Source organism: Sulfurospirillum multivorans DSM 12446 (assembly GCF_000568815.1).
Classification (GTDB): domain Bacteria; phylum Campylobacterota; class Campylobacteria; order Campylobacterales; family Sulfurospirillaceae; genus Sulfurospirillum; species Sulfurospirillum multivorans.
This window is the reverse complement of sequence record NZ_CP007201.1, coordinates 2,285,388-2,312,143: the sequence shown is the minus strand read 5'-3', so window position 1 is coordinate 2,312,143 and position 26,756 is coordinate 2,285,388. Positions and strand designations below refer to the sequence as shown.

Below are 26,756 nucleotides of genomic sequence, written 5' to 3'. Positions count from 1 at the left end.
TTTCTGTATCCTAGTGTATAATTTTCTAGAAGGAGATTTCATGCACATTATACTCAATGCTTTTTCATTTTTGCGCGAAAAACTCAAACAACAAGGCATACCTTATCTCAATGCTCCATGGGTTGTTGAGGATAAAACACGCATTGTTGATTTGATCGATTCTTTAGGGCTTGAGCCAAAAGAGGTGGAAGCAGTTTTTCTCAATAACACTGTTGTGCCCAAAGAGACAGAACTCCATGAAAATGACCGTGTAGCACTTCTGCCGCCTGGAACACCTGGCTCATTTCGTCTTCTCTCTGGGCTTAAAGGGGATTAACCGCCACCCACTTTGGGGAAGAGGGCGATTTCATCACCCTCTTGTATGCAATACGACGTATCAACATGCCTTCCATTGACCATGAGAACACCTAACGGTGATACGCTCTCAAGCTCCAATGCCTCTATAATCATTTGAGCCGTTGTACCATTTGCATACTCCCTCTGCTCAGCCTTAAAGCGACCTTCTCGGTACTGAGCAAAGAGTTTAACGACAACGTGCATTAGAAATTCCAGAACGCATCAATCTCTTCACCTGAGAAGTCCCAAGTGACATTGTGAGGAGGAAGCATTTCGTACTTCATAAACTCTGGCAACCTGTCATCGGCTTTGCCAAGCCCTGCTTTGATGTTAAATTCATGTTCGCGTTTAAGAATGGTTTTACCCAAATTGACAACGTCATCAATCGTGAGACTACAGCCAAAGCGCGCATTAATCATATCCACTAAAGCAGGCAAACATTTTGCATCATCGAGTGCGGCAAACGCAACAAAGATACACATACCGGTACTATCCACAGCAGCAGTGGCAATTTGGAGATTGCGTGCGAGTTCCACTTGTCCCTCTTTTTTGAGTGGATCAACATGTCCACCACTGTTAAGGATGTTAGTCGCAACGGCGTAACCTGCCGTATGATCTGCACCCATAGGTGTTGTAGCATACGTAATGCCTTGACCTTTAACCGCTCTTGGCTCATAGGCTGGAATACCTTGACCTTTGACCGTAGGAACACGTACGAGTCCAAATGATTTTCCCAAAATATGCGTTCCTGCTCCTAGAATTCGCCCCATCGGAGTTCCCGTTGGTATATCATGAGAGAGCAATTCATACGCTTTTTGACCATCACCGTAAGCAAGAATGCCTGCATCAACGGCAAGTCCAAGTACAACAGAAGTTTCAATCGAATCGACACCCAAGTCATCCATAAGACCATCCATCTTTGCGATCAGATCTAAATCTTGAATACCCAAATGCGCTCCAAGTGCCCAAATGGTCTCATATTCAAAGCCAGATGTGAGGTATTTACCCTCTTTATCGTTATAGACTTGGGAACATTGGATGACACAGCCTGCATGACAGCCATGCGTTGTTTTTCCACCTCTGGCTTTAATGTTTTCAGCCATCGTCTCACCACAGATGTTTTCAGCGTGCTCCCAGTTGCCTTGTCTAAAGTTACGGGTTGGAAGACCGCCTGCCTCGTTGAGGATGTTAACCAAAACATTCGTTCCAAATGCTGGTAAACCTTGTCCGCTGATAGGGTTTTCTTGAAGCGCTTTGGTGAAGATTTTACTTGCTTCTTTGAATTTTTCAGGATCAGCAATCGTCACTTCTTTATAATCAGCCGCATCGACGGTGATACATTTGATCTTTTTAGAACCCATAACAGCGCCCAAACCGCCACGACCATGACTTCTGAGTTTTCCACTAGGGTCTTTTACTGAAACGTTCGCGATGTTCATGCGCATTTCACCGATACGACCGATACTCATAACGGCGACTTTTTTGTCATATTTTGCCATCATCGCATCTAATACGGCATAATTATCTTTGCCAACCAGTTCTGGAACAGGGATAAATTCAACGTTGTTTTTGGTTACATGTAATTGATAGAAGGTATTTTCATCTTTTGGTAAACCTTCGATAATGAGTGCTTTAACACCCAGTTTTGAAAAAATACCCGCACTCGTTCCACCCACATTGGACTCTTTAATACCACCTGTCAATGGACTTTTCGCACCCAATGAGTTGCGACCTGAGTTGGAAGCAGATGTTCCAGAGAGAAGCCCTGGGGCAAAAACCATTTTATTATTGGGTCCTAAGGGATGACACTCAGGATCAACCTCTTCAGCCACGATCGTAGAAGTAAGTCCACGACCTCCCAATCCCATCCATTTGGAAGGAACCTCTTCAATTTTAAAACTTAGGTTTGACATGTTAACGCGATAAATTAGATCAGCCATAATAACTCCTTTAAATACGGTTGTTTCAACCATAATATTTAAAGTTTATAGCATGAAAATAGCAAAGTCAATGAAAGACCTTAAAACAAAAACATGCTTTTTTAGCATATCTTTTTTTACACAGTTACTTTAAGAAAGCAGTGGCCAAATGCCACTACTTTTGAGGTTTAAAGGATTGAAGTTCGATGATACGAAGGATAATTGCGGAGTAATAAGGGACACTCTGAATCAAAAGGGTGAAGGCAAAGACATAAATTTCGGTAATGCGTGTGTAGTTGGTAAAATAAAGCGCGAAGAAAGAGATGGTAAGCAGGGTGGCTAAAATCATCTCATGCTGAATTGGGCTTTTATTGACTTTTTTGGTATTTCCACCTTTTTCCGTGCGTTTAAACGGAAGTCCATCTTTAACAAATCCATCGTATACCGCTTTGAAGATCACCAGTTGCAAACTCATCGAAGCGATGGCACTCAGCATTGTTTCTCTTACACTCATTTTGACTCTGGTATGGTACAAGATAAACGCATGTAAGATGTTGACCAAAAATGCGACTAAGATAGGCAAGGTGAGTGGCAGTGTTGGAATCGTCACACCGACAAAAATGATAAATGGCACCCAGAAAATATTTAAAAAAGCGGTCAACGCTCCAAAGGCATCAGAAAGCCAGAAGAACCAACCTGCGACGAAATGGTACTTTTGGTACGGCGTTAACGTTTTGGATGAAGGCATAAAGTGACGCCAGTGACGTTTTAAGATCTGAATGGCACCATACGCCCAACGGTGACGTTGTGTACGAAACGCTTCCACGGTGTCGGGTAAGAGTCCCCAACCGTAACGTCGGTTGGTGTAATGTGCCGTATAACCCGCTTCAAAAAGGCGAAGTCCTAGCTCAGAGTCTTCAACGATCGTGTACGTTGTCCAGTCTCCCACTTCGTGCATCGCAGACAAGCGAGCCATCAGCATCGTTCCGTGTGCTACGATGGCATTTTCTTCATTTCGCTCAACCATACCGATGTCAAAAAAGCCTGCATATTCAGCGTTCATCGCCTGTTTAATGAGCGATTCTTGTCCATCACGGTGATCTTGTGGTGCTTGAACAAGAGCCACTTTTGGATCATCAAAGAGTGGAACAAGGTCAACGAGCCAGTTTTCATCGACCACATAATCTGCATCAATAACAGCTAAAATCTCTGCTTTTTCATGGGTGAGTTTAAGTGCTTCATTGAGTGCGCCTGCTTTGAAACCTTTACATGTAATGTTCAAAAAGACAAATTTTTCGCCGAGTTTTTGACAATGCTCTTCGATAGGCTTCCAGTAAAACTCTTCAGGCGTGTTGTTAATCACCACCAAAACTTCATAGTTGGTGTACTTTATTTGCGCGAGTGAATTGAGGGTATCGATCAAAACTTGCGGTTGTTCTTTGTAGGCTGGCACATGAATGGAGACAAAGGGGATATGATCCGACTTAAGATTAAGCGGTGCAAGACGTTTGGGTGCAATACCAAGGGTGCATTTAAAGAGCTCATTAATCTTAGCTAAGGTAATGATGACCAGAGGAATCATCAAGAAAATTCCCATTGTCCACATAACCCACATACCAAAGTTCATGTAGTAGATAAACGGATACGTTGCAGCCATCGCTATACCAAAGCCCATCGCTTGCGCTGCAAAACCATACGTAATGGCATGGGCAAAGTTAACCCGCTGATTTCTAAGACCAAAATACGTTAGAAGCAGTCCAAAGAAGACCGAGCCTGCCATTTGGTAACGCCACAGTGGGTTGATAATGGTCTGTTTGATAAAGTGAAATTTAGGTTGTTTATTGATGTCAAAAAGTCCCCAATACGGTCCTACACTGCCTTCATGAACCCCTTTCCACGGCTGATCGAACGCTTCAACGATGTTGTAGCTCCATTTCTCAGCGTTTGCCATCTCCAAAAAGCCTGTAATGGCAGCGATCTGGTTGGTCAGAGTGGCTTCCGCTTTTTCGTTGTTATAGCCACTGCTTGGCCAGCCAAACTCTCCGATGGTAATGGGTTTTTTAGGGTACATTGCCGCAATCGAGTCGTATTTCTCTTTGGCAAACGCAAGGGTTCGCTCAATAGGAATTTTCTCCCAATACGGTAAAATGTGAACGTTAATAAAATCAACATGACGTGCAAGCTCTTTGTTGGTGAGCCAAACGTGTTGAACTTCTGCCGTGGTGACAGGGATTCGTGTGCGTTTTGAGACACGATCAATGTACTCCATAAGCTCTTCAGGTGTCAGATCAGCTCGCAGCAAAACCTCGTTTCCGACGATGATGGAAGCAATTTTAGGGCTGTAATATTTGGTCAATTCAAAAAGCGTTTCGATTTCAGATTCGTTTGCGCCTTTATCCCCTGAGAGCCAAAGACCGACATCGACTTTGAGTTTAGTATCTTTCACATTTTCTAAAACACGCTTGGCATCATCAATCGCATAAGTTCTTACTTTGCGTGCAATGTGCTCAATGGTTTTCATATCTTCAGCAATTTCACGATCGCTCTTAGGCGCCTTTTCAAATCCACGGTAGGGTGTGTAGGAGAGAGACTCTAGTTTTTCACCAATTTGCGGTGACGTGACGATTTTATCGCCAGCTCTTGTCCAGAATAAAATTTGAATGAGGGATGTTACAACGAGGGAAAGTAGGATGTATTTGAAATATTTCAACCGTATGCTCCGAAAAAAGTGATAGAGTTCTCTCCAGCCGTACTACCATTGCGTAGGAGACTAAAAAGTTGCACGATTTTACAACAACTTTGTTTAAAAAAATGAAGTATGACGTTTACATGTAAAGATTTGTGCTTTTAAAGAGGCAAAGAACGCCTCTTTGGAAGTTGTTTAGTGAATACGGCTATGCATCAAGGAGTGCATCAAACGCTTTGAGTTTATCAAGGGCTGTAATGGCGGAAGTTTTTGCATTCTCGCTCAACCCTTCGGTAAAATGCAAGACATTTTCAAGCAAAACGCAAATACCTAAAAAGATTGTTTTGGTGCAGATGTCTCTGAGATAACTAAGCAGAATGGGGGTTGGGAGGTTGTGTGTGGAGTAGATGTACGTGCGTTCATCGCTGAGGTCTAAAAACTCGATTTTATCCTCTTTAAAACCACTCATCGCATCGACGACAACGATGACATCGGGTTCGAAGTCACGCAAATGTGCAAACTCATCTTCAGGTGTATCGTAGCCATAAAAGACTTTCCACTGGGGCAACTGTTCTTCAACCAGTCGCCCCACAGCGATAGCAACGCCATCATCCCCTCTGAGTTCATTGCCAACACATAACAGTGCTTTTTTCACGATGCTTTTCCTTAAACTTTATGTGTTTTTAAAATCTTTTCTAAGAACCAAGTAGCCTTCATTTAAGCCCTTGAGTATCTCTTTAAGCGGGCATTCCATCATTTCGGGTAAAAGCTTCATTGCGTGTTCGGGAAAGATTTCTATTTCAAAATATTTACTCAAATGTCCAATTTTAAACTTCAGATATTCGCCACCATGTTGCAAAATCTGTTCGTATTCAACTTCATCAATCTCTAAGACTTTTTCACTAAAATCAATCGTTCCAACACCATGCCCGATGCAGGTTGAGAAGATTTTGATCTGATCAGCCTTCGCATCACCTGATTTTGCGCCATCAAGATGTCTTTTGATGAGTTTGTAAACTTCTACCACTTATTTTGCTCCCCATATAACGCGATGGAGGTCGATTTTATCTTCCTCTTCGCACAGGACATATTGGGTATAAATCTCATTGTGTAAGATACCCATACACTCTGCATAGCGTGGATCATCTTCTACTTGCATCGCTTCAGTGACAGAGATTTTGGTAGCTTTTGCATCTTTGGTATTGCCACTTTGCACAAGCGCTTTGATGTATTTATCAAACAGTTTTCGTCCAAATACATAGCTCATAAGCCTTTTAGCCTGAACCAATAGATCTCTCTCAAACAGTGTGTTGCCAAGTACGGAGTCTTCTACGAGTGGAGGCATATCTCCATCATGGTCAAAACTTACTTTATGAAGTTTTTGCTCCAAAACGCCCAGTGCTGTTGTGAGTCCATAGATGATACTTGCAGGATGAGGAGGGCAGCCTGGAATGTAGGCATCAACAGGGATGATTTTGTCTATGCCACTCAGAACACTGTACGCATCGTAAAAAATACCGCCTGTTACACCACAAGCACCCAGTGCTACAACAATTTTTGGATCAGGTGTGGCTTCATAAGCACGAAGAAGTGGGTAATACATCTGACGAGTAACGGGACCCGTACAGAGTAAAATATCGGCATGTCTTGGGTTAGCAACCAGTTTAAAACCAAAGCGCTCAGGATCCCAAAGCGGTGTAATGGCAGCAAAAATTTCGATTTCACAGCCATTGCAACTGCCACAGTCGATACGGAAAACACTAAAACTTCTGCCTATCTGCTTTAAAAGCTCAAGTTTTTGCTCTAACGTATTGGCAAGTTCGATTTCGTTTGGAATTTCATACGTTTTCATTCTATCACCATCTCTTTGCCACTGGTAAAGGTTGCCACCGTAGCAGTTTTTTTACATGTAGGACACATACACAGATAATTTTTAGCTTCTTCAAGCCTTTTTTCACTGACATTGGCTTTGCTTAAACACTCAAAGCTATACTTCACCAGTCTTTTGGCACTAAAGGGTTTGTGACAGGTTGTGCAATATTGGGTATCAAGTTCGCCTCTTTGAATCAGGGCTGATTTATCAAATTTGACGGCAAGTTCAAACTCTTCACTGAGCTTAATCGCACCTGTTGGGCAGACTTCATCACATCTACCACAAAAGATACAACGTCCACAGTCAAACTCCCAAACAAGCTTACTTTTATCGTCGTTAAATTGAACCGTTATGGCATTGGAGGGGCATGCTATACCACACGCCGCACAGCCAATACACAAATCAAAGATATAGGCGGGTTTCCCCCTGAAATTATCCGAAACTTTATAAGGTTCAAACGGATATTTATGGGTAATTTCACCGTATTTTTTGCTGATATCAAGAAGTTTCATCATCTTAAATCCTTTAGCGGACTATCTTTTTGTGTCCTAGCGAAATTTTTCAAATCGTCATTGGTCAAAATTTTACTTTTTTTGCTTTTTATATCGACAACGGTTACACGCTCTGTACACGAATAACACGGATCTAAGCTGCACACGATGAGGGCGGCATCGGCAAGATTGTTTCCACGGAACTGAAAGCGAAGGCTTGGCCAGTTATTATACGTAGCAGCCCTACATCTCCAACGAAAGACCTTTTGCGCACTACCTTGCATAATCCAGTGAACATTCTCTCCCCTTGGTGCTTCCACATACGCTAAAGCGTAGTTTTCAGGTTTGACATGGAATTTTGGATCGACGATGATTTGTGTTTGTGGCATAAGTTCAAAACATTGACGAATGATAGAAACAGAGCTTTTAAGCTCCATATAACGAACCATCTCCCTAGCAAACACATCGCCACCTTCAACAACCGCGACATCAAATTGAATCTGTTTGAAAAAGTCGTACGGATGGTCATATCTGGTATCGCGCTTGATTCCACTTCCTCTGATATTAGGCCCCACAGGCGAGAAATCACGCGCTACTTGTTTATCAAGGATACCCACACCCTTCCAACGGCTCATTTGGCGTTTGTCATCCATAACAGCATCCCAGACTTCATCAACTTGTGTTTCGATGATTTGTAAGATGCGTAAGCTCTCTTTGATCTCAACGCCGGTGATATCGCGTCTAAGTCCACCCATAACCACGTTACCATAGGTTTTTCGTCCACCCGTAACCAGTTCTGCTAGTTTCATAGAGTATTCACGGATTCTAAAAATGTGCATGAACGCGTTGTAGTTACCTGTTACTTCACACGCCAGTCCGATATTGAGCAAATGGCTGTGGAGACGTTCAATTTCTGAACAGATCACACGAATGGCTTGCGCTCGAGCTGGGATCTCTAAGTTGATCGCTTTTTCCGCCGCTTCGATACACGCAATGGCATGGGCATAACCACAGATGCCACACACACGCTCAGCCAAATAGCCCATCTGGTCATAGTTCATACGGTTTTCAGCGAGTTTTTCCATGCCTCTGTGTTGGTAAAAGAGTCTATAATCGGCATCAATAATCGTATCGCCATCGCAAAAAAGTCTAAAATGTCCAGGCTCATCAGCCGTGATATGCAAAGGTCCTAGAGGCACGTCAATGATTCCTGAGCCTTCAGGTCTTAGGAACTCATATTCAGGTTCCATATAATGATCTTTCATATCAGGGCGGTATCGGTAGTCCATTGCATCTTTTCGTAGTGGGAAAAGATCATCTGGCCAATCATCACTGAGTACCAAACGCCTTTTATCAGGCAACCCTTCTGCTACGAGTCCAAACATATCGTAGGCTTCTCTTTCATACCAAACACAAGCAGGAACCAATGGCGTAACAGAGGGGTAAACAAGGCTATCAGGCGAGATGAGCGTTTTGATGGTGACAAAACATTTTTCATCTTGCGCTATCTCATCACCTTCAAACATTTTTCCACCCTCCATAGAGAGAGCATAATAGAGTGCATAGTGTTTATTGATGCTTCTCTCATCATTAGGAACCATAGTCGTGAGATAGCCACCCATATCGTAATATAAGAAGCGAACTGCTTCAGGAAGGTCATTTAGTTCAACCAAGGCGGTGACTTGATCGTCGCATTGCCTGGTGACTTCTGAAATTTTTACTCTAGTTCCTAGAGCTTCTATAAATTTATCGCATTTCATTTTGAGTCCTATTTTTTCATTATACTTTTTACGCTCTCATCTAAAAGAAACGTAAAGGAATCGAATTGCCATATACCAAATGCTACAATTAAAATGGCTAAGGCAATCAATGGAAAATTTTCACTGAATTTCATCTCACTATTATGAACCACTTCTCCTTCTACTTTACCAAACGAAGCTAAAAAGAAGTGTGAAAAGTCAGCTATAAAAATAATAGCTAAGGCAACAGCAAAAATACCCATCAAAAGGTACTGCTCACCGATAGCGGCAGCTTTAAAAATCAAAAATTCACTCACAAAAATCGCAAATCCAGGAACACCAACCAATGAACAGATGGCAATACCAAATAAAACTGCCGTAAGTGGAGCTATGCGTATCATGCCACCCATCTTCGTCATATCTTTGGTGCCGTAAATTCGAGCAATGTTTCCCGTTGAACAAAAAGCTAACGCTTTGGTAAATGAGTGCGCCGCACAGTGAAAGAGTGCTGCAAAAAGACCGATAGCGCCACCGACTCCTAGTCCAAACGCGATAACACCCATGTGGGCTACCGAGTGATACGCAAACATACGCTTGACATTGTGTTGACGAATAAGAAAGAAAGCAGATATAAAAAGAGTGAGTGTTCCACTGACAACCATCACCGTTTGAACAAAGTCAAAACCAACTCCATTAGCGACAATGGCATAGTAACGAATAAGCCCTAACATGGCACATTTTAAAAGTATGCCTGAAAGTAGAGCCGATGTAGGTGCAGGACCCTCTGCGTGAACATCGGGTAACCATGTATGTGTAGGGGCAAGTCCCGCTTTTGTTCCAAAACCAATGAGTGCAAAGATAAAGACCAGCTTTAAAGCCACACTGTCTAAGTTGGCGGCATTGGCAAGAAGATTGGTGTAAAGCATTGCTTCACCATCAATTTTGCCATTGGCTGCTGAGAAGAGTAATATCGTTGCATACAGGGCAAACGCTAGACCAATACTACATAAAACGATGTATTTGTATCCACTCTCTGTGGATTTTTTATCTTTTTTAACCGCTACAAGAAACACCGAAGCGAGTGTGGTTGCTTCAATAGCCGCCCACATAAAGGCGATGTTATTACAAACGACACTTAAACTCATTGTCCACGTAAAGATGAAACTCAGTGCAAAGTAGTTTTTGACCTCTTTAATATCGATATGTCCATCTTCTAACTCCCACTTCATATAGGTCGTGGCATAGACATTGACCAGTAAGCCAGTAATTGCAATCAATGATAAAAAGATAGCGCCTAGGGAATCTAAGAAAATATAGTTATGAAAAATAGAAAGTTCTTCTCCATTGACCACTTTTCCCACAGCACTCAGCAAAAGAATAGAAACAGCCACACTTAAAACGATATGGAGACTTTGTAAGAGCTTAAAATGGAGTGGCATGCAAAACATGATCACGCCAAAAACAAAAGGTACGGTGAGTATTAATACTAAAATATCCATTTTATCCCCTTAAATTTACGGCTTTGGAGGTATCAAGACTTCCATAAGCGGCATAAAATCGCTTCGCCAAAACACTCATAATCAAAACTGCAAAGATAGCATCGGTTAAAATACCAATCTCAACAAGTTCATGAGAACTGTATGCCATAAGCGCTAGGCTTAGGTGTATGCCATTTTCAAAGAGGCAGTACGAGAGGATTTGTTTGAGAAATGAGTTTCTCAAAATAAATCCAAAAATACCCATCATAAAGATAAATGAAGCCGCATAAAGTGGCAAGACATCTTGAAAAAGTGAAAAATGTATAAATACTTTGTACAGCATCATGGCAACTGCGAGTGAAAAACTAAGCGCTACAACAGGCGATATAAAAAACCCACCCACGGGTTCATCTTCAACAACAAGACCCAGTTTTTTGACGAGGCTCATTAAATATAAAGGCACAAAGAGCACTTTGATCACAAAAGCGGTGCCTGCCCAGATAAGAAGTTCATGCGTGCCGTATTTAAAATATAAAGCCAAAAAGATAATGACCAACAAAAGCGTTTGCAGTGCATACGCTTGAATGCTATGACGGTATTGTCTTAAACCAAATACCGCAAAACTCGTGATCATCATTAACACTGCAACGACATCAATAATATTAATATTTGCCATAGTTATATTCCCATAATATAGAGTAATAATGAAGTACATGAAATTGCAAGAGCAAAGAGCATGGTTCTTTTTATTCCATTGTTGACCGTAAACCTTGGTCCAAAGTTATCGATAAAAACGCCCATAACATAAAGAAATCCTACTTCAGCCAAGAAAGCAATCAAGGATAAAATTGGATTCTCAAAACTCCACGGTATAAAAATGACGAGGAAAAATCCCAGCATCGTAAATTGCTTAAGCAGTATTGCTACATCAATGATGGCAAGGTCTTTACCGCAATATTCACCCAAAACACCCTCTTGGAGCTCTTGTTCAGCTTCAGCCAAGTCATAAGGTTTTCGACCCGTTTCAACATACATGACCCACAAAAATGCTGTGGCTGCAATCGAAAACGAAGGAAAAGCATAACCGTATTGACCCTCTTGCACTAAGTTAGTAATATACGCTAGATTTGTGCTTCCTGTCCCCATCATGACAACGACAAGACAAATGACGGCAATCTCTTCGGTATAAAAACCAAGTGTGCCTTCTCTACTCGCACTCACCCCTGCAAAAGGGTTGGCGGTATCGATACCTGCAATGATAAACATAAATCGAAAAAGGGCACCCAAATAGAGCAAGACAAAGATATCAGAAAACTGTGATAAAACAGAAGAACGGATGTCATACGCAATGGGTAAAGCACAAAACATCGCCGCCGCACTCACAAAGAGTACATAAGGTGCGATTTGATAAATATAGCTTGTACTGTGCGACTTTGTACGACCCCGTTTTAACAGTTTCAAAAGATCACGATAGGTTTGAAAAATACTAGGTCCCACTCTTGATTGAAATTTGGCTCTGAGTTTCCTTGAAATTCCATCAAAGAGAGGAGCGACTAGTATTGCTGAAATAAGTTGTAATAATAGATAAAAAAAGTCCATTTATTCTCCCTTTTATAGATAGTAATACCCAAAGATGAGTACAAAACAAAGATAAATCAAGATATAGCCCGCATAAAGATTGGTTCTACCATTTTGAAAGATACCTATCTTATCCGCAATCACCATGACAGAATGAATCACGGGTGCATAAAGCTTATCCCAAAAGAGGTCATGGACTTTTTGCGTATAGACTGCTTTTGAAAAGTACCCATCAATCTTAATCTCTTGTTCGTGTCTCAAAATAAAGCTCAATGCTTTGCGGATATCACCCGTAAAGGAGTTTGAACCAATTTGCATATTTTTGTTGTAAAGAAAACCACATGCCCATGGCTCGGTAACTCTCACTTCTTTATGATTTGCCTTTAAGAGGTAAAGGAACACAAACGGAATGATGGCGCATAGAAGCATAATCATAATAATGATAGGCATGGAGATCAATCCAAAAACACTCTGGCTTGTTTGGGGTATCAATGTTAGAACAATCTTTGAGAGCATACCCACAACATCACTCATAAAGATGCCTATTCCCACACAAAGACTTGCGAGTAGTCCTAGTGGTAGAAGTCTTATGAAAGAGACCTCTTTTGCTTCTTCGACGCATTTGGTATTACGAGCTATACCTAAAAAAACGGAGCCGTACATTTTTGAAAATGCCATAATAGCCATAGCACCCGTGATGGAAAGAGCGATGATGGCGAGTGTAAAGAAGAAGCGTGATGCAACACCTTCATCAATACCGCCCATCACCATCGTTTTATAGATGACCCATTCACTTGCAAATCCATTGAGCGGAGGCAGTGCACAGATGGAGATAGCGGCAACAAAAAAGATGATAGAGGTGATAGGCATCTTTTTATGAAGTCCGCCAAGCGCGTCCATATCGCGTGTTTTGGTTGCCGTGAAGACATTACCGCTTAACATGAACAGGAGTGATTTGAAAACGGCATGGTTCAAAATATGAAAGAAGGCTGCGATAAAGCCCATCAGTGCAATCATTGGGGAATTGATTCCCAGTCCATAAAAAGCGCCACCTAATCCTAAAAAGATGATGCCGACGTTTTCACATGAACTGTACGCGATGGATGCTTTGTAGTCGTTGGAAGCAAGTGCATAGATAATTCCAAAGATACAGCTGAGTGCTCCCATGAAGAGTAAGATATACCCAAACTGGGCAAACTGTGGCAAAAGGAGTGAAAATTTGATAAACGCAAAGAGGGCTACTTTGATCATAACACCACTCATCAGTGCTGAGGCGTTTGATGGAGATTGGCAGTAGGCTAAAGGCAACCATACATGAAAAGGAAACATACCTGCTTTGGAACCAAGACCGACAAGAAGCAAGGTGAACAGTGTGATGCTCATGCCAAAACCAATGTTTAGATCTGCAAACTTACTAAACTCAAAACTGCCTGCAAAACTTGCCATAATTAAAAGCGCAACCATTAAACAAGAGGCTCCGATTTGGGCAATTCCTAGGTAAATCATAACCTTTTTCCCAGCACCCTCACCATCGTTAATTAAAATCAGAAGTGCGGATATTAATGTCATCATTTCCCATAAAAGCATAAACGAGAAGACATTATCGCTTGCAATGACTAAGAGCATGGAGAGAATAAACGCGTTAAACAACGAAGCAAAAACGGCTAAATTTGCTTTCTTCTCATAGAACTTCGCATAATCAAAGCTAAAAAGTGAAACTGCAAACGCAATTAAACTTACCAAAAAGCTAAAGAACATTTCAATTGAATCCAGTCTAAAAAGAGGTGAACTGATAAAATTCCCCGGTAATTGCCATGTCATCGTTTCACCAAGATGAGAGAAGAAAAAGATCGCTGCATAAAGTGAAATGAGACTGGACAAACCAAATCCTATCTTTTGGGCAAGGAGTGGTTTTTTGTAAAGAGCTAGGGAAAGAAGGGAGGTTAACAAAAAGAGAGTGTATATTGTTTGCATTATGCTTCCTCTTGATTGGTTTCTGACGTTTCCGTAGGGGTCGGCGCAGGTTTAGGCTCTTTAGGCTTTTTCACCTCAGGTGCAGGAATGTTTTCAAACGTAACATCCGGTACAACTGCTTTTAAAAAAGGTGCCAGATCGCCTTTGATTTTTTTGCCAAATTTGCACTCACCTAGCACTGGGTCAATCATCACCAGTGCACCCGTTGGACAGACACTTACACAGGCAGGTCCACTTTCGATACCATCGCACATATCGCATTTGATGGCAATGCTTTTGAGCCCACTGATGCAACCTGCTTCTAGGTGGCGCTCTACTTCTTCGATAATAGAAGGGGGAAACTCTGCATCGATGTTGATCGCACCATAAGGGCAGGCAATCGTACAGAGCTTACAGCCGATGCAAATCTCTTCACACAGCTCAACACACGCATTGGCGATACGAAGTGCACCGGTTGGGCAGACATTGGCACACGGCGCATCGTCACATTGACGACACTGGTTGGGCATTTTCCCGCTCTCTAGTGTAAGCACATCGAGTCTTTTCTTGGAGAGTTTGCCACGCATGTAGGCATGTTTAATACATGTTTTCATACAGGCATTACAGGCAATACACATATCGGGATTGGTAATAACGAATTTATGAACTTTGGACATAGACGTTCCTCTAAGGGATATTTATCTTAATAAATAAACTAGAATAGCAATTTAAGAATTATATCATTGCCAAATGACTTAGCTATGATATTCACCCTTCTCATGGAGAATACTACCTTAAATGTATAGCATGAAAATAGCGTAGTTTAAAAATTTATTATTTCTTTCAAGAATGCTTTTCTCCTTATTTCTTTACATGTAAAGTAGTGACGTATTATACGTTACATGTAAAGCTGTTTTCTTGAAGAAATTTCAGAAGATCTTCTTTGGGAAGTGGCTTTGCAAAGTAGTATCCTTGAAAACGGTCGCATCCAAACAGGCTTAAAAGCTCTTTTTGCTCTTTCGTCTCAACGCCCTCTGCGACAATGTGCATGCCAAAGTTTTTTCCAATGGCGATGATATTTTGCACCATCTTTTGTGCTGCATCATCTTCAAACATCTCATCCACAAAGCTTTTATCGATTTTGAGCTCATCTATGGGGAGTTTGCGTAGCATGCTTAACGAAGAATAGCCCGTGCCAAAGTCGTCCATGGAGATTTGAATACCCATCGCTTTGATCTGTTTTAAGAGTGGTAAAAGGGAGTGAACATCTTCAATGAAAAGATTTTCAGTCACTTCCAGTGTGATAGAAAGAGAGCGCATCTGTGTTTGTTCAATGGTTTGAAGAAGATGCTCCAAAAATCCAGCGTCCATAAACTGACGCACCGAAATATTAATGGAGACTTGGAACGGGTGCTGCAAAATTTGGTGTAGCGCTTGCATCTCCAAACAGACCGTTTCAACAATAAAACGCCCAATTTTAGGCATAAGCCCCGAAGCTTCGGCTAAAGGAATGAAGTCATTGGGTGGAACAAGACCCAAATGAGAACTGTTCCACCGTATCAGTGCTTCAACTCCATAAACCGAGCCTTCAACATCCATCTGGGGTTGATACACCATAAAGAGCTCATGATGCGCCATTGCTTTGCGAAGTTCTTGTTCAATGTGGACATTTTTTAAAAATCCCTCTTGCATGGCATTGGCAAAAATATGCGCGCTATTTTTGATTTTCTTGGATTCATACAGTGCAATATCCGAAGCGCGCAGTAGCATATCAAGGCTTTGCCCATGATCGGGATAGAGGGCAATACCAATGCTAGCACCGATATTAAAGTGAAGCTCTTGCACATCATACGGACGTGAGAGTGCGTCAATAAGCTGTGTCGCAAAAAAGATCAACTCTTGGCGCTCACAAAGATGCGTCATCATCACAAATTCATCGCCACCGTAACGAATGACGTCTGCATCTACTGGCAGCATCTCTTTTAAACGTTTGGCGATTTCCACTAAAACATAGTCTCCAAATTGGTGCCCAAAACTGTCATTGATGTTTTTGAAATGGTCCATATCAATGTAAAAAAGGCTAAAAGCAGGTGCATTTTTATAGGCCCAGTTAAAAATATTTTGATGCAGGTAGCTACGATTGGGAAGGGTTGTGAGCTGATCGTAGGTGGCTTGATATAAAAGGTCATTACGGCGTTTCTCCTCCGCATGTGCGATTAAGTGAAAGAGGAAGAAAAAGAGTCCGCCAGAGGTGATAAATACAGCAAAATAGAGTGCGAGTGTTTCAAGGAAATCTTCGATAATGGTATCTACATAAGTGTGAACAACGATCCAGAGTTTATAGGTTTTATTGTATTTGATGGAGGTAAGATACTCTATCCCTTGGCTGTCTTGATACCGAAAAGAGACAAGCGGTTCATCTCTTTTGAGATTGTGAGGCGTGAGGTGGTAGTTGTCAAAGATGGTCTCAAACATACGCTCCATCGACGCTTTGGGAAAAGGTGTTTGGTAGGTGAGGTTGTATTCATTTTGTCCTAACGAGTTGTATTGTTGAAAAAGATCGCTGTCTCTAATGATTGAGACAATCAGGTTTTGGCGATGACGTACACTGTTGATCAACCGATCAAAGGTGCTGGTCAGTTTAAACAGCGTTGTCATCACAAAAAGAGGACGTCCTTGTTCGTCACGAACCGTTTTACGAATCGGCATCGCCCATTTTTGAACCGCTGGCGAAAAATAGGTTCGTCCAAAAACATGGTTTCATACGAAAGTGCTTCAGCAAAAGAGGCATGACTATCTCGTTGCTTCGCAATATTGGGGATTTTGGTTGGATCTTTATGCGAACTGCCGTAAATAAAATCACCCTCAGGGGTTGTCACACCAAAGGCAAGAACATCTGGGTTTTGCAATAAAGAGCTGACATGTTTTTCGATGCCTTGAGGATCATTAAGATAGTGCTGATCTGTCTGGATGGTGACACCCAATATATCCATCAATCGCTCTTGGGTATCAAATACAGAGTGTGTTGCATTTGCCATGAGTTCAACGATGTTTTCTTGCGAAGTTTGGTATTTGAGGTAGGTGTTTTGCCATTTAAAATAGGAGATGATTAAAAAGAATAGAGCAGCGCTTAGTGCTAAAACATAAAAAATAAGCCAAATGTTTTTTTTAAAAATTGCCACGAAATATCCTTTAAAAAAGGTTCAAGCATTTTAAATTGTAACATTTTTTGAACCAAAGGACCAAGGTTTTCTTTTAAGAGAGTAGGTGACTTTGTGTATGCTAAATTTTGAAACAAGCAACATAGTGCTATAATCCGCGAAAAACAAAGAGAGAATCTATGGTCGAAGTGAACAATCTAACGATGCGTTTTGCGCATCAGCTTTTATTTGAAAATATTAGTTTAAAGCTTGACAAAGGCAAACGTTACGGACTTATCGGTGCGAATGGTGCAGGTAAGACAACCTTTTTGAAAATTTTGTCGAAGCAAATTGATGCAACGAGTGGCAATATTTCGATTGAAAATGGTCTTCGTGTCGGCGTTTTAAATCAAAATCAGTACGCTTTTGAAGAGTTTACGCTCAAAGATGCCGTTATGTACGGTAACAAAAGACTGTACGATGCGATTAAAGAAAAAGAGCACTTGTATGTTACGGGCGATTTTTCCGATGAGAAGGTCAATGATCGTTTAGCCGAGCTAGAGATCATCTGTGCGGAAGAAGATCCGACGTATGAAGTGGAAGTGAATATCGAGAAAATTTTGGCTTCTTTAGGTTTTCCTGTTGATGCACAAGAGACGTTAATGAGTGAACTCACCGGAGGCGATAAGTTTAAGATTTTGCTTGCCCAAGTGCTCTACCCAAAACCTGACGTCCTTTTTCTCGATGAGCCTACCAACAACTTAGATCTTGAAGCGATCTCGTGGTTAGAAGAGCAACTCATTCGCCATGAAGGCACGATGGTTGTCATCTCGCACGATAGACACTTCCTTAACTCAGTTGTGACCAATATCTTAGATGTCGATTTTAAGAAAATTCGTGAATTTTCAGGTAACTATGATGAGTGGTATTTAGCGGCCAACTTGATTGCGAAACAGCAAGAGACTGATCGCGATAAGAAATTGAAAGAGAAAGAAGATCTTGAAGCGTTCGTAAGACGCTTCTCTGCCAATGCGTCTAAAGCCAAACAAGCCACTTCACGTCAAAAAAGACTTGAAAAACTGGACATTGCAGACATCCAAACCTCTTCGCGCAGAGATCCAAGCATTGTGTTTCGCATGGGACGTGACATTGGCAACGAAGTCTTGGACGTCGAAGGCATCGAGAAGAGTTATGGGGATCAAAAAGTACTTCATAACATCAGCTTCAAAGTGGAAAAAGGTGAAAAAATTGCCCTCATTGGACACAATGGTGTGGGTAAAACGACACTGTGCAACATCCTTATGGAACAACTTGATTCTGATACGGGTAGTGTAAAATGGGGTGCTACGATCACGTCGAGCTATTTCCCTCAAAATGCTACCGATATGATCACGGGAGATTTTCAACTCTTTGAGTGGTTGCAACAGTACGATGATAAAAAAGATTTGGACGAAATTAGAAAGTGTTTAGGGCGTATGCTTTTCTCTGGTGAGGAGCAAAAAAAGAGTGTGAGTCAGCTCAGTGGTGGTGAAAAACACCGTATGATGCTCTCTAAAATGATGCTTCAACGAGGTAACTTTTTAGTCCTTGATGAGCCCGATAACCACCTTGATCTTGAAGCGATTATCGCTCTGGGTGAGGGGCTTTATAAATTCCCTGGTAATGTTATCTGTGTCACACACGATAGGGAGCTTATTGACGCGTTTGCAAACCGCATCATTGAACTCCATGCGGATGGAACGATGATTGATTTTAAAGGCGATTACGAAGCCTTTAGAGAGACGCATGGCAAATAAGCCCCTCTTTTCCATCGTCTCTGCATTAGATCGAGGTACCGCATGGCAGTTTGAGGAAGAGAAAGCTTCCTCAACGACTCATGAGATCAAACTGCCAACAAAGCATTTTTTAGTGTTAAAAATGGAAAAGCGCCAAGGCAAACCTGTCTCAATCGTGGGTCCTTTTTTTCTGGAGAAAGAAACACTGGTAAAGCTCTGCTCTTTAGTCAAAAAAAAGCTTGGCAGTGGCGGTACATGTAAAGAATCGTGGATGGAGTTTCAAGGCGAATGTCGCGAAAAACTCAAAATGATTTTAATGGCTGAGGAATTTCGCTTTAAGGGATAAGCATGAATTACGTACTGGGTGCTCTTTTACCGATCTGTTTGATCATCTTTGCGGGGTATGCGTTTAAGCATGCGAAATTTCCTTCAACGGATTTTTGGCCCAAGATGGATAAGTTCACCTATTATGTTCTGATGCCTTCTCTTTTGGTGTATGAGCTAGCCGTTGCCAAAATCGATTTGACGTACACCCTCTCTCTGGTTGCCACATCACTGGGAGGCATTTTTGCCATCTTGGTTGTTTTGATCATGCTGAATCTCATCCTCCATTTTGAAAATAGGGCGTTTACCTCAATCGTGCAAGGCGGCATTCGTTTTAATACCTATGTCTTTTTAGCCCTTGTCAATGCGGTTTACGGTGTTGAGGGGTTGGTTTTAGCTGCCATTGTGATCGCTTTTGCCATTCCGTTTATCAATGTTTTGTGCATCTCGGTCTTTGCTATTTATCTGCGTGAGGGAAAATTTTCACTGATGGTGTTTTTCAAAACGATCATTAAAAATCCTTTGATTGGTGCGTGTGCGATCGGTGGCTTGATCAATATTACGGGCGTGGAAGTGCCTCTTTTCATTCTAAAAAGTGTCTCCATCCTCAGTCATGCAGCCCTTCCTATGGGACTTTTGTCTGTGGGTGTGGGGTTGGAGCTTAAGTATCTGAAAGAGGCTAAAAAAGAGCTCGTTGTCTCAACCGTGGCAAAACTGGTTCTCTTTCCTATGATTGCTTATGGATTATCGCTTTTGTTTGGACTCTCTGGTATGAGTTTGAGCATTGCCATTTTGTTTGCTTCGATGCCAACGGCGACCTCTTCGCATATCTTAGCGCGCGAACTGGGTGGCGATGTCTCTTTGATGGCTTCCATTACGACGCTTGAGACGTTAGCCTGTGTGGGAACACTCTTTTTGATCGTACCCCTTTTATAGACTAAAATCCATTCTAAAGCGCTCAATCTCAGCACTTTTTCCAATCACAACTAAAATATCGCCCTGATCTAACTTGTGGTTATGCCCTTCGGTGATAAAGAGAAACTCTTTTTTGAGCTCTTTGTCGTGTAAGCCAATGAGTAGCATATTGTAACGCTCTGTGGGGTAACACTCATTGAGCAGTAACCCATTAAGCGGTGAATGGGCAGTGATGGTGATCTGCTCCATATTAATATCCTCTTCACCAAAAATAGTCGCATCAATCACCTGCATAATCTCAGGCTGTGTGATGAGCTTATAGATACGTTTTCCACAAATCTGATACGGGTCTAAAATGGTACTTGCACCTGCAATTTCGAGCTTATGAATGGCATCTTTGGTGTGCGTGGTAGAGACAATTTGCACTTTTGGATCTAAGGATCGAATGGAGAGGGTTAAAAAGACATTGTGAACATCTTCATCAAAAAGAGTGAAAACAAAGCTAACATCCTCTCCAATGCCCAAACTCAAAAGCGTTTCGTCATCGCTGTAGTCTGCAATCAGCAGTTCAAACCCTAATTTTTTAGCTTTAGGCAGAAGGCTTGCGTCATTGTCAATACAGATAAATGCCAACCCTTGCGCTTTAAGTCTGGCTCCAATTTCAATGGCAGATCGGCTAAAGCCAAAAAGGAGAATTTTGCTTTCTCTCATCGCATGCTTCCTTTGTCATTCAGTTTGCGCAGGGCATTAATGTGGTGCTTACGCCCCATAACAATCAGAATATCATGGTTTTGAAGCACAAAACTAGGACTTGGATTGAACTGGAATACAGGTTCAGACTCTTTTCGTAAAATTCCAAAAAGTATCAGATGTTTGTCTTGAAGTTCCAGTGTTTCAAGGGGTTTGTCAACAAAATAAGCATGTTCGTGAATAGGCAGCATATCAAAAACAACACCCGTGTTTTCAGTCACCATCTCATCAAGGGCTACATAGGAAATCGGTTGCGTAATGTAAAGTGCTCCCATAAGTCCTATCGTCTCATCGGCACTAAATGCGTAGTTAGCCCCTGCTAAAAAGTACTTCTTTTTATGGGTATTTTTGATCACACGCGCAATGATAATAATCTGTTTGCTCAGGCTTCGAGCGGTTAGGGTGATAAAGACATTGAGCTCATCGCTATTGGGTTGCACAAATAATTTGTGATGCACGCTGACCAACACCTAGCTCGCCTAAAATGCGACTCTTGGAAGCATCGGCAACAATACCGATGAGTCCACGTTGCTGTGCCAGCTTTATCTTCTCATCATCATTATCGATAATGACCAGTTTATAGCCATCTTCATGCAACATTTTCGCGACCACTTCGCCAACACGTCCATAGCCACAAATAACAATATAATTTTCCAGTTTTTCGATCTCAGAGAAAAGGCGGCTCTCTTTCAGTTCGATCAGCTTGTTTTGAAACGAGGATACGATGATGGATGTTAAAAAAGCGATGGTGGCAATACCTAAAATGATAAGAATCATCGCAACAACCATTCCCTCGGTCGTCACAGGAACAATGTCGCCGTATCCTACCGTACCCATCGTGACAATCGCCCAGTAGAGCGCATCAAAAAGGGTGTTGATCTTAGGATTTTGGTGTGTTTCAAAGATATAAATGGCGGAGCTTCCTGTAAAAATCACAAAGCTGGCAAAGATCGCTAAGGTGAAAAGTTCAAACTTTTTCTCTGTAATGATCGCTGTAAATGTTTTCATACTTCTGGCATAACGGAAGAGTTTAAAAATTCTAAAGAGCAAGAAAATACGCAAAAAACGTAGTGGACGGTAACTTGGCAGAATCGCCAAAAGATCGATAATCGCCATAGGTGAAAAGACGTATTCCACTTTTTTCTTTACAACCATATACAGGGTTTGGCGGAGTGAAAAAGGAAGGTTGTTGTTGATCGCATACTCATAACGTTCTAAAAAGAGTTTGTGACTATCGGAGTAAATCCAAAAACGTAGCAGGTATTCCATAATAAAAACAACCAAAGAGAACTGTACAAATGCATCTAAAAAAGGGTGCCCATCGGGATGTTTGACTTCATACAGAAGAAACAAAACACTGATGACCACCAAAGCAACCATAAAAATATCGAAATAAAATTTGAGTTTGGAATGTTGGTGTTCCAAAACCATTCTGCAAAACTCTTTGGCGCGATGATAACGAGCTGACGCCTCTAAAAAATAGGCAAATCGTACACAATAGCTTGTTAAATAACCCACGATAAACCTTTTTAAAAATAATAGACTTCTTACAAAACTCATTTTGCAAGAAGTAAAAAGCACCAAGAGTTCTGTAAAAACTCTAATAAATAGAAGCCTTTACATGTAAAGGTTAAAAACCTGCTTTTTGAAGCAATAAAACGATCTCGCCACTTTCAGGAAAACGCTCCATGGTGGTGCCAATTTTCTCTGTTTTTGAAAAAAGCGTTTTTTCATTGACGACAACATCAAAAAAACCGCCTGTTTTGGGACTTAACGCTACATTGGCATTGGGGTACGCACTTAAAATTTCATCTTTCACACGGAAAGCTCGTGGCATATAACCTCAACGGGTACAATAAAAAATGACTATCTCCATTTTATCTCCTTAACTTTCATGTTCTTGCTCACTCTCTTCGACAAAGATCGTGGCTTTCATACACGCTTCATAAAGCTCTTTCGCACTAAAGCAGGGGTTGTTTTTGAGTGTTTTAAGAATCTCTTCTGCGTCATTCGCATGGTTCATCTCAATGGTTATGTTCAGCAATTCTCCTAAATAGCCTTCGCGAAAAAGCAGTGCCGTTTTGATCTCATCATCCAGCTGAACATGGTTTAAAAACTCATACATCGGAATGCTAAGATACGCGTCAATCAACGAGAGGCTGCCGGTTAAAAAGGCTTTGTTGGCAAGTTCTGGTTTTTTACATGTAAGGGTGAGTTCCTCCATCACTTTGGCGCGAAATTTGGCGTTGTTAAAGATCTCCGTGCCAAAAGGGCGGTTGTGCGGGGTTCCATAGAGGAAAAGTCCCAACCATGAGGTGATTTTTTGAGGGCCTAAAAGGGTTACCATTTGTTTAATGGAGGTAATTTTTTGTTTAAAATGGTACGCGCCAGAGTTGACATGGCGCAACAGGTTGTAGACAAGATCAGGGCAGGTTGCAAATTTGTGAGAGATGAAGAGAACATCGCTGTTTTCTTGAATACAGGTGATCAGCCTTAACGCATTTTCCGTATGGGGTTCGATTTTACGACCGCTTAAAATGATAGGTCGCTCAAAAAAGTAACCTTGGAAAAACTGAAAAGGCAGTTGTAAGCAGGCTTCATGCTCTTCGTGCGTCTCAATTTTCTCGGCTAAAAGAGGGATGTTGTACTTTTGAATCTTCTCAACGGACTCTGAAAGATGGGGAAGGGTGATGGCTTGAATGTCAACTTTAATGATCTCAATGTACGGAAAAAGGGGCTCATAGTTTTTGATCATCGTATCACTGCAGTCAAAATCGTCCAGTGAAAAATGATACCCAAGCGAATGAAGGTGTTTGACGCGCTCATAAAGGGCGAGGGAGACTTTGGTATGCTCTAAGATCTCAAAACCAAAGTGCTCTTTAGGAAGTAGTAAAATCGCATCGCTAAAGAGCATCGTCTCGTCGACGTTGATAAATCCTTTCTTGTTGCCAATAATAGGAGCCAATCCAATATTGTGAATGAGGTTGACAATAACGCGCGCCGTGGCTTTGGCATTGTCTTGAAAGGTTGCCGCATTGTTGGCATCGCATGAGCGGTAGAGGAGCTCATACCCAAAGCATACACCCTCTTTGTCAAAAATCGGTTGCCTACCGACATAGGTACTCACATGGCGCTCCTTTTTTAATACTACGGAAGGCTATTTTTTGCTTTTTTTCTCATCTTCAAATTTAATATTGATCATACCGCAAAACTTTTTATCTTTGTAAAATTGTACCATATAGGTGGTTTCATCTTTATCAATGGCGTAATTTTCCATAAAGTCTTTTGGGGTAACGTGGATGCCACCTTCACTCGTAACACCTTCTTTAGAATAACCAATCATATTAATCCTATACCCCTGAATAGGGTCAATTTGGAAACTGTTTTTAGCACTAATCAATGAGCCAATTTTAGCACTGCTTTTTTGACCATCAATGATCAATCCAACACTCTTTAACGAGTCCTCAAACTCAAAAAAGTCAGGTTTGAGTTTGGAAACTAAGATGTTGCCATTCATGATTTTGTATTCATCTTTCTCTTTAAGAACCGCCACAAGAGGATTGGTACTATGATACACCAATGCCTCTTTACTCATTGGAAAAAATTTAATATAAGGCTTCAGTGTTGAGAGATCCAATGTAATTTTGGTCGGTGGAATCTCGAGCATGCCATCATCACTTAAGAGTTTTTTGATGGTCTCTTGCGATAACTCAAACGAGCGTGTATATTTAATATTCATCTCGTCCATAAATTTTTCGATGGTTTTGAGTTGGTAAAAAACTTTGTGTGAAAGCTCCGTGATATTTTTACTGGTCTCAATCGCAAAAGCGGGTTTGTTATGGGTAATCGCAAAGTAGGTCAGGCTTTGTTGCATCGCCTTATCTTGCGCTTTGGTGTTGGTGTTTTTCACGTTAAACTCATGCACATCTTCGATGAGATCAACGTTGGTCTCTTGATTGACTTTTTTAGCGATCTCTGCAAGGTTTCCGTATTTGGCATGGGGCATGTTTTGTTGATCAATGATGGTTGCTTGTCCCCACGCTTTTGGGTTAAAGTCTTTGTTGATTTGCCGAGCACGGTAGAAACCTTGCCCATCATGGAGGTTGAGTGTTAAGTCTACTTTAGGCTGAAGGATCAGCTTTTTAATCTCCATCACGATCTCAAAATCTTTATCTTTGGGTTCTACTTTGGCAAATTTACGGTTCATATCGCCGTTAATGCCACGAGCATTTTTGACGATGCTATCGAAGTTGAGGTTTGGAACGACCCAAAGATTGCCACTCTCAATTTTGTAATGTTTAGCAAGGAGCATAGGTGCAAAATAACCGCCAGGTTCATCGCCATGAATACCTCCAATAACAAGCAGCGTGCTGCCCGCTTTGCCACTCTCTTTTTTGATCAGTGAGTAGTGTAAATTTGCGCTAAATGCGTACGTTGAAAGTAACAGACAAAGGCCCAGAGAGATTTTTTTCATTCAGTATCTTTATAATTAGTTTAAATTTTTTCCAAAAAGCTTAGCAAAAGGGAGATTAAATTCTACCCAAAAGTACGCCTAGGAGGCTAATTTGCTGTGTAAAATGGTCACAAAGTTCTCAAAACTCGGTAGGAAAAGGGTCGCTTCACGTTGCTTAACGCCCCACATCGACTCAGGGAAGTGTGAATCTTCTTCAAACCGTGCCATGATGTGAATGTGCAGGTGTGGTACATAATTGCCAAACATCGCAATGTTGATTTTTTTAGGATTGTAGTAAAAACGCATCGTCTCTTCAACAACGAGCATCGCTTTTAGCAGGGCTGCTTGGGTCTCAGGGTCGCAATCGCTGAGCTCTTTGTAGGGATGTTGTGTAAAAATCTTGACCCACGGAATCGTGGCATTTTCACGTAATATATAAAAATAGCTATTTTCGTAGAGTTTTTCGCTCATTCGTTCTCCTCAAATCGGTGTTTATAGTGGCATTTTTGGCATAAAGGCTCCACAGCTTTGTGGTGTTTAAATCCATCGATGATGGCGTGAACCCTTGGGGTTTCTAAAATGCTTTTCAGTGAGTTTACATGTAAATTCCCCAGCTCCATCACCCCATCTTTGTCTAAACAACACGGCACAACAGCTCCGTTAGAGAGTATACCAAAATGTGAGCTCAGTCCTAAGCATTTTCCTTCCGAGTGATGCGAAGAGTCCAAGGAGGGCCATTCAAAGTAGTGATCAAAATGAAGCAGAATCTTGCTCTCAAGCCTGATGGAACGAGGTTTCTCTTCATAAAGACGCTTTACATGTAAAGGGATGTCAAAGGCGGTTTCAAGGTAAGTAAAGAGCCTTTCATTGAAGGTTTTTTCACTTTGAGAGGCGTCCATATTCCAGACACGAAGGTTGATAAAAAGGTTTGGATTTTGCTCCCTCTTAAGCCTGCACAGTGCAATAATAGGCTCCATGTATGCTTCAAACGAGAGTGGCATACTGTTTTTATTGTAGCTGTTGAGTGAAATATTGATCTGCTTGAGTGCGGGGTGCATCAGCGTGTGAAGGTCATGTTTGCCCAAATAGTAGCCACTGGTCGTGAGCACGCCTTTAAAATTCTTTTTACATGTAAGATCCAAATAGGCTTTTAACTGCGAAAGCGTGAGTGGATCGCCACCCATGTGATACGCAATCTCCTTCGTGTAGGGAGCAAGTTCGTCTAAGATATGCTCAAAAAAAGCAGGCGGCATCGACTGCGATGGGATGACTTGAGGCGGGCAAAAGCTGCATTTGAGCCCACAAATATTGGTGAGCTCAACATAGACACGGTAAAATTTCATACA

General features: G+C 41.5%; 27 protein-coding genes. 4 read left to right on the top strand and 23 right to left on the bottom strand.

The genetic code is table 11. The annotated features are described in order from the left end of the window. Positions 1–40: 40 nt before the first annotated feature. Positions 41–316 carry a sulfur carrier protein ThiS gene (thiS, locus tag SMUL_RS11935; protein WP_025345485.1) on the top strand — a complete coding sequence of 92 codons (276 nt, stop codon included), beginning with the start codon at positions 41–43 and terminating at the stop codon, positions 314–316. Here thiS and SMUL_RS11930 read toward each other — a convergent pair. The 15 genes from SMUL_RS11930 to SMUL_RS17500 all read right to left on the bottom strand — a co-directional run bounded on the left by SMUL_RS11930 (position 313) and on the right by SMUL_RS17500 (position 17,235). Then, positions 313–540 (bottom strand): MoaD/ThiS family protein, encoded by a 228-nt coding sequence (locus tag SMUL_RS11930; RefSeq protein WP_025345484.1) that lies wholly within the window; start codon positions 538–540, stop codon positions 313–315. The genes thiS and SMUL_RS11930 overlap by 4 nt on opposite strands. Beyond that, positions 540–2,276, bottom strand: coding sequence for an aldehyde ferredoxin oxidoreductase C-terminal domain-containing protein (locus tag SMUL_RS11925; protein ID WP_025345483.1), 1,737 nt, complete (start codon positions 2,274–2,276; stop codon positions 540–542). Before SMUL_RS11925 ends, SMUL_RS11930 begins: the two co-directional genes overlap by 1 nt. 154 nt (positions 2,277–2,430) lie before the next feature. Next, the gene (locus tag SMUL_RS11920; protein WP_025345482.1) at positions 2,431–4,965 is read right to left on the bottom strand and encodes a glycosyltransferase family 2 protein; all 2,535 of its coding nucleotides are present in this window, start codon (positions 4,963–4,965) and stop codon (positions 2,431–2,433) included. Between the two features lie 184 nt (positions 4,966–5,149). Next, positions 5,150–5,596 (bottom strand): hydrogenase 3 maturation endopeptidase HyCI, encoded by a 447-nt coding sequence (locus SMUL_RS11915; protein ID WP_025345481.1) that lies wholly within the window; start codon positions 5,594–5,596, stop codon positions 5,150–5,152. 18 nt (positions 5,597–5,614) lie between these two features. Continuing rightward, positions 5,615–5,968 carry a formate hydrogenlyase maturation HycH family protein gene (locus SMUL_RS11910; RefSeq protein WP_025345480.1) on the bottom strand — a complete coding sequence of 118 codons (354 nt, stop codon included), beginning with the start codon at positions 5,966–5,968 and terminating at the stop codon, positions 5,615–5,617. Next, a complete protein-coding gene (locus SMUL_RS11905; RefSeq protein WP_025345479.1) occupies positions 5,969–6,793 on the bottom strand; it encodes an NADH-quinone oxidoreductase subunit B family protein in 825 nt (274 codons plus the stop codon). Next, complete coding sequence (locus SMUL_RS11900) at positions 6,790–7,329, bottom strand: formate hydrogenlyase complex iron-sulfur subunit (protein ID WP_025345478.1); 540 nt, start codon at positions 7,327–7,329, stop codon at positions 6,790–6,792. Before SMUL_RS11900 ends, SMUL_RS11905 begins: the two co-directional genes overlap by 4 nt. Next, entirely contained in the window at positions 7,326–9,065 is a 1,740-nt protein-coding gene (locus tag SMUL_RS11895) for a hydrogenase large subunit (protein ID WP_025345477.1), read from the bottom strand. Before SMUL_RS11895 ends, SMUL_RS11900 begins: the two co-directional genes overlap by 4 nt. 8 nt (positions 9,066–9,073) lie before the next feature. Further along, a complete protein-coding gene (locus SMUL_RS11890) occupies positions 9,074–10,543 on the bottom strand; it encodes a hydrogenase 4 subunit F (protein WP_025345476.1) in 1,470 nt (489 codons plus the stop codon). 1 nt (position 10,544) lies between these two features. Further along, positions 10,545–11,198, bottom strand: a complete 654-nt coding sequence (gene hyfE / locus SMUL_RS11885; RefSeq protein WP_038533381.1) for a hydrogenase 4 membrane subunit — start codon at positions 11,196–11,198, stop codon at positions 10,545–10,547. A gap of 2 nt (positions 11,199–11,200) precedes the next feature. Further along, positions 11,201–12,121, bottom strand: coding sequence for a respiratory chain complex I subunit 1 family protein (locus SMUL_RS11880; protein ID WP_025345474.1), 921 nt, complete (start codon positions 12,119–12,121; stop codon positions 11,201–11,203). 12 nt (positions 12,122–12,133) lie between these two features. Then, on the bottom strand, positions 12,134–14,074 hold the full coding sequence (locus SMUL_RS11875; protein ID WP_025345473.1) for a proton-conducting transporter transmembrane domain-containing protein: 1,941 nt from the start codon (positions 14,072–14,074) through the stop codon (positions 12,134–12,136). Next, on the bottom strand, positions 14,074–14,730 hold the full coding sequence (locus SMUL_RS11870; RefSeq protein WP_025345472.1) for a 4Fe-4S dicluster domain-containing protein: 657 nt from the start codon (positions 14,728–14,730) through the stop codon (positions 14,074–14,076). Before SMUL_RS11870 ends, SMUL_RS11875 begins: the two co-directional genes overlap by 1 nt. Positions 14,731–14,944: 214 nt before the next feature. Further along, positions 14,945–16,762, bottom strand: a complete 1,818-nt coding sequence (locus SMUL_RS11865; protein ID WP_223809700.1) for a putative bifunctional diguanylate cyclase/phosphodiesterase — start codon at positions 16,760–16,762, stop codon at positions 14,945–14,947. Further along, complete coding sequence (locus tag SMUL_RS17500) at positions 16,711–17,235, bottom strand: hypothetical protein (RefSeq protein ID WP_223809699.1); 525 nt, start codon at positions 17,233–17,235, stop codon at positions 16,711–16,713. Before SMUL_RS17500 ends, SMUL_RS11865 begins: the two co-directional genes overlap by 52 nt. A 158-nt stretch (positions 17,236–17,393) precedes the next feature. Between SMUL_RS17500 and SMUL_RS11860 the strand changes: the two genes are divergently transcribed. The 3 genes from SMUL_RS11860 to SMUL_RS11850 are packed head-to-tail and all read left to right on the top strand — an operon-like array spanning position 17,394 to position 20,228. Continuing rightward, the gene (locus SMUL_RS11860) at positions 17,394–18,989 is read left to right on the top strand and encodes an ABC-F family ATP-binding cassette domain-containing protein (protein WP_025345471.1); all 1,596 of its coding nucleotides are present in this window, start codon (positions 17,394–17,396) and stop codon (positions 18,987–18,989) included. Beyond that, positions 18,979–19,314 (top strand): translation initiation factor, encoded by a 336-nt coding sequence (locus tag SMUL_RS11855; protein ID WP_025345470.1) that lies wholly within the window; start codon positions 18,979–18,981, stop codon positions 19,312–19,314. Before SMUL_RS11860 ends, SMUL_RS11855 begins: the two co-directional genes overlap by 11 nt. 2 nt (positions 19,315–19,316) lie before the next feature. Continuing rightward, positions 19,317–20,228, top strand: a complete 912-nt coding sequence (locus tag SMUL_RS11850; protein ID WP_025345469.1) for an AEC family transporter — start codon at positions 19,317–19,319, stop codon at positions 20,226–20,228. Here SMUL_RS11850 and SMUL_RS11845 read toward each other — a convergent pair. The 8 genes from SMUL_RS11845 to SMUL_RS11815 all read right to left on the bottom strand — a co-directional run bounded on the left by SMUL_RS11845 (position 20,223) and on the right by SMUL_RS11815 (position 26,753). Next, positions 20,223–20,918: a potassium channel family protein gene (locus SMUL_RS11845; protein WP_025345468.1), complete on the bottom strand. Its 696-nt coding sequence runs from the start codon at positions 20,916–20,918 to the stop codon at positions 20,223–20,225. The two genes, SMUL_RS11850 and SMUL_RS11845, sit on opposite strands and share 6 nt — an antisense overlap. Further along, the gene (locus SMUL_RS17570; RefSeq protein ID WP_148295300.1) at positions 20,915–21,415 is read right to left on the bottom strand and encodes a TrkA C-terminal domain-containing protein; all 501 of its coding nucleotides are present in this window, start codon (positions 21,413–21,415) and stop codon (positions 20,915–20,917) included. Before SMUL_RS17570 ends, SMUL_RS11845 begins: the two co-directional genes overlap by 4 nt. Continuing rightward, positions 21,384–22,475 carry an ion transporter gene (locus SMUL_RS11840; RefSeq protein WP_051492697.1) on the bottom strand — a complete coding sequence of 364 codons (1,092 nt, stop codon included), beginning with the start codon at positions 22,473–22,475 and terminating at the stop codon, positions 21,384–21,386. The genes SMUL_RS17570 and SMUL_RS11840 overlap by 32 nt, the downstream gene beginning before the upstream one ends. 112 nt (positions 22,476–22,587) lie before the next feature. Further along, positions 22,588–22,794 carry an Rdx family protein gene (locus SMUL_RS11835; protein WP_025345467.1) on the bottom strand — a complete coding sequence of 69 codons (207 nt, stop codon included), beginning with the start codon at positions 22,792–22,794 and terminating at the stop codon, positions 22,588–22,590. 48 nt (positions 22,795–22,842) lie between these two features. Continuing rightward, entirely contained in the window at positions 22,843–24,084 is a 1,242-nt protein-coding gene (locus SMUL_RS11830) for an EAL and HDOD domain-containing protein (RefSeq protein WP_025345466.1), read from the bottom strand. A 30-nt stretch (positions 24,085–24,114) separates the two neighbouring features. Then, the gene (locus SMUL_RS11825) at positions 24,115–25,431 is read right to left on the bottom strand and encodes a M99 family carboxypeptidase catalytic domain-containing protein (RefSeq protein WP_025345465.1); all 1,317 of its coding nucleotides are present in this window, start codon (positions 25,429–25,431) and stop codon (positions 24,115–24,117) included. Positions 25,432–25,509: 78 nt separating this feature from the next. Beyond that, entirely contained in the window at positions 25,510–25,881 is a 372-nt protein-coding gene (locus SMUL_RS11820) for an HIT family protein (RefSeq protein WP_025345464.1), read from the bottom strand. Further along, positions 25,878–26,753 (bottom strand): radical SAM/SPASM domain-containing protein, encoded by an 876-nt coding sequence (locus SMUL_RS11815; protein WP_025345463.1) that lies wholly within the window; start codon positions 26,751–26,753, stop codon positions 25,878–25,880. The genes SMUL_RS11820 and SMUL_RS11815 overlap by 4 nt, the downstream gene beginning before the upstream one ends. Positions 26,754–26,756 lie beyond the last annotated feature (3 nt).

What these genes read in the sequence shown, in the direction of transcription:
- SMUL_RS11835 (WP_025345467.1), bottom strand. Translation starts at nt 22,794, where the DNA reads ATGCCACGAGCTTTCCGTGTGAAAGATGAAATTTTAAGTGCGTACCCC.
- SMUL_RS11875 (WP_025345473.1), bottom strand. Translation starts at nt 14,074, where the DNA reads ATGCAAACAATATACACTCTCTTTTTGTTAACCTCCCTTCTTTCCCTA.
- SMUL_RS11850 (WP_025345469.1), top strand. Translation starts at nt 19,317, where the DNA reads ATGAATTACGTACTGGGTGCTCTTTTACCGATCTGTTTGATCATCTTT.
- SMUL_RS11905 (WP_025345479.1), bottom strand. Translation starts at nt 6,793, where the DNA reads ATGAAAACGTATGAAATTCCAAACGAAATCGAACTTGCCAATACGTTA.
- SMUL_RS11900 (WP_025345478.1), bottom strand. Translation starts at nt 7,329, where the DNA reads ATGATGAAACTTCTTGATATCAGCAAAAAATACGGTGAAATTACCCAT.
- SMUL_RS11890 (WP_025345476.1), bottom strand. Translation starts at nt 10,543, where the DNA reads ATGGATATTTTAGTATTAATACTCACCGTACCTTTTGTTTTTGGCGTG.
- SMUL_RS11880 (WP_025345474.1), bottom strand. Translation starts at nt 12,121, where the DNA reads ATGGACTTTTTTTATCTATTATTACAACTTATTTCAGCAATACTAGTC.
- SMUL_RS11925 (WP_025345483.1), bottom strand. Translation starts at nt 2,276, where the DNA reads ATGGCTGATCTAATTTATCGCGTTAACATGTCAAACCTAAGTTTTAAA.
- SMUL_RS11825 (WP_025345465.1), bottom strand. Translation starts at nt 25,431, where the DNA reads ATGAAAAAAATCTCTCTGGGCCTTTGTCTGTTACTTTCAACGTACGCA.
- SMUL_RS11895 (WP_025345477.1), bottom strand. Translation starts at nt 9,065, where the DNA reads ATGAAATGCGATAAATTTATAGAAGCTCTAGGAACTAGAGTAAAAATT.
- SMUL_RS11865 (WP_223809700.1), bottom strand. Translation starts at nt 16,762, where the DNA reads ATGCCGATTCGTAAAACGGTTCGTGACGAACAAGGACGTCCTCTTTTT.
- SMUL_RS11845 (WP_025345468.1), bottom strand. Translation starts at nt 20,918, where the DNA reads ATGAGAGAAAGCAAAATTCTCCTTTTTGGCTTTAGCCGATCTGCCATT.
- SMUL_RS11870 (WP_025345472.1), bottom strand. Translation starts at nt 14,730, where the DNA reads ATGTCCAAAGTTCATAAATTCGTTATTACCAATCCCGATATGTGTATT.
- SMUL_RS11860 (WP_025345471.1), top strand. Translation starts at nt 17,394, where the DNA reads ATGGTCGAAGTGAACAATCTAACGATGCGTTTTGCGCATCAGCTTTTA.
- SMUL_RS11820 (WP_025345464.1), bottom strand. Translation starts at nt 25,881, where the DNA reads ATGAGCGAAAAACTCTACGAAAATAGCTATTTTTATATATTACGTGAA.
- SMUL_RS11815 (WP_025345463.1), bottom strand. Translation starts at nt 26,753, where the DNA reads ATGAAATTTTACCGTGTCTATGTTGAGCTCACCAATATTTGTGGGCTC.
- SMUL_RS11855 (WP_025345470.1), top strand. Translation starts at nt 18,979, where the DNA reads ATGGCAAATAAGCCCCTCTTTTCCATCGTCTCTGCATTAGATCGAGGT.
- hyfE (WP_038533381.1), bottom strand. Translation starts at nt 11,198, where the DNA reads ATGGCAAATATTAATATTATTGATGTCGTTGCAGTGTTAATGATGATC.
- thiS (WP_025345485.1), top strand. Translation starts at nt 41, where the DNA reads ATGCACATTATACTCAATGCTTTTTCATTTTTGCGCGAAAAACTCAAA.
- SMUL_RS11930 (WP_025345484.1), bottom strand. Translation starts at nt 540, where the DNA reads ATGCACGTTGTCGTTAAACTCTTTGCTCAGTACCGAGAAGGTCGCTTT.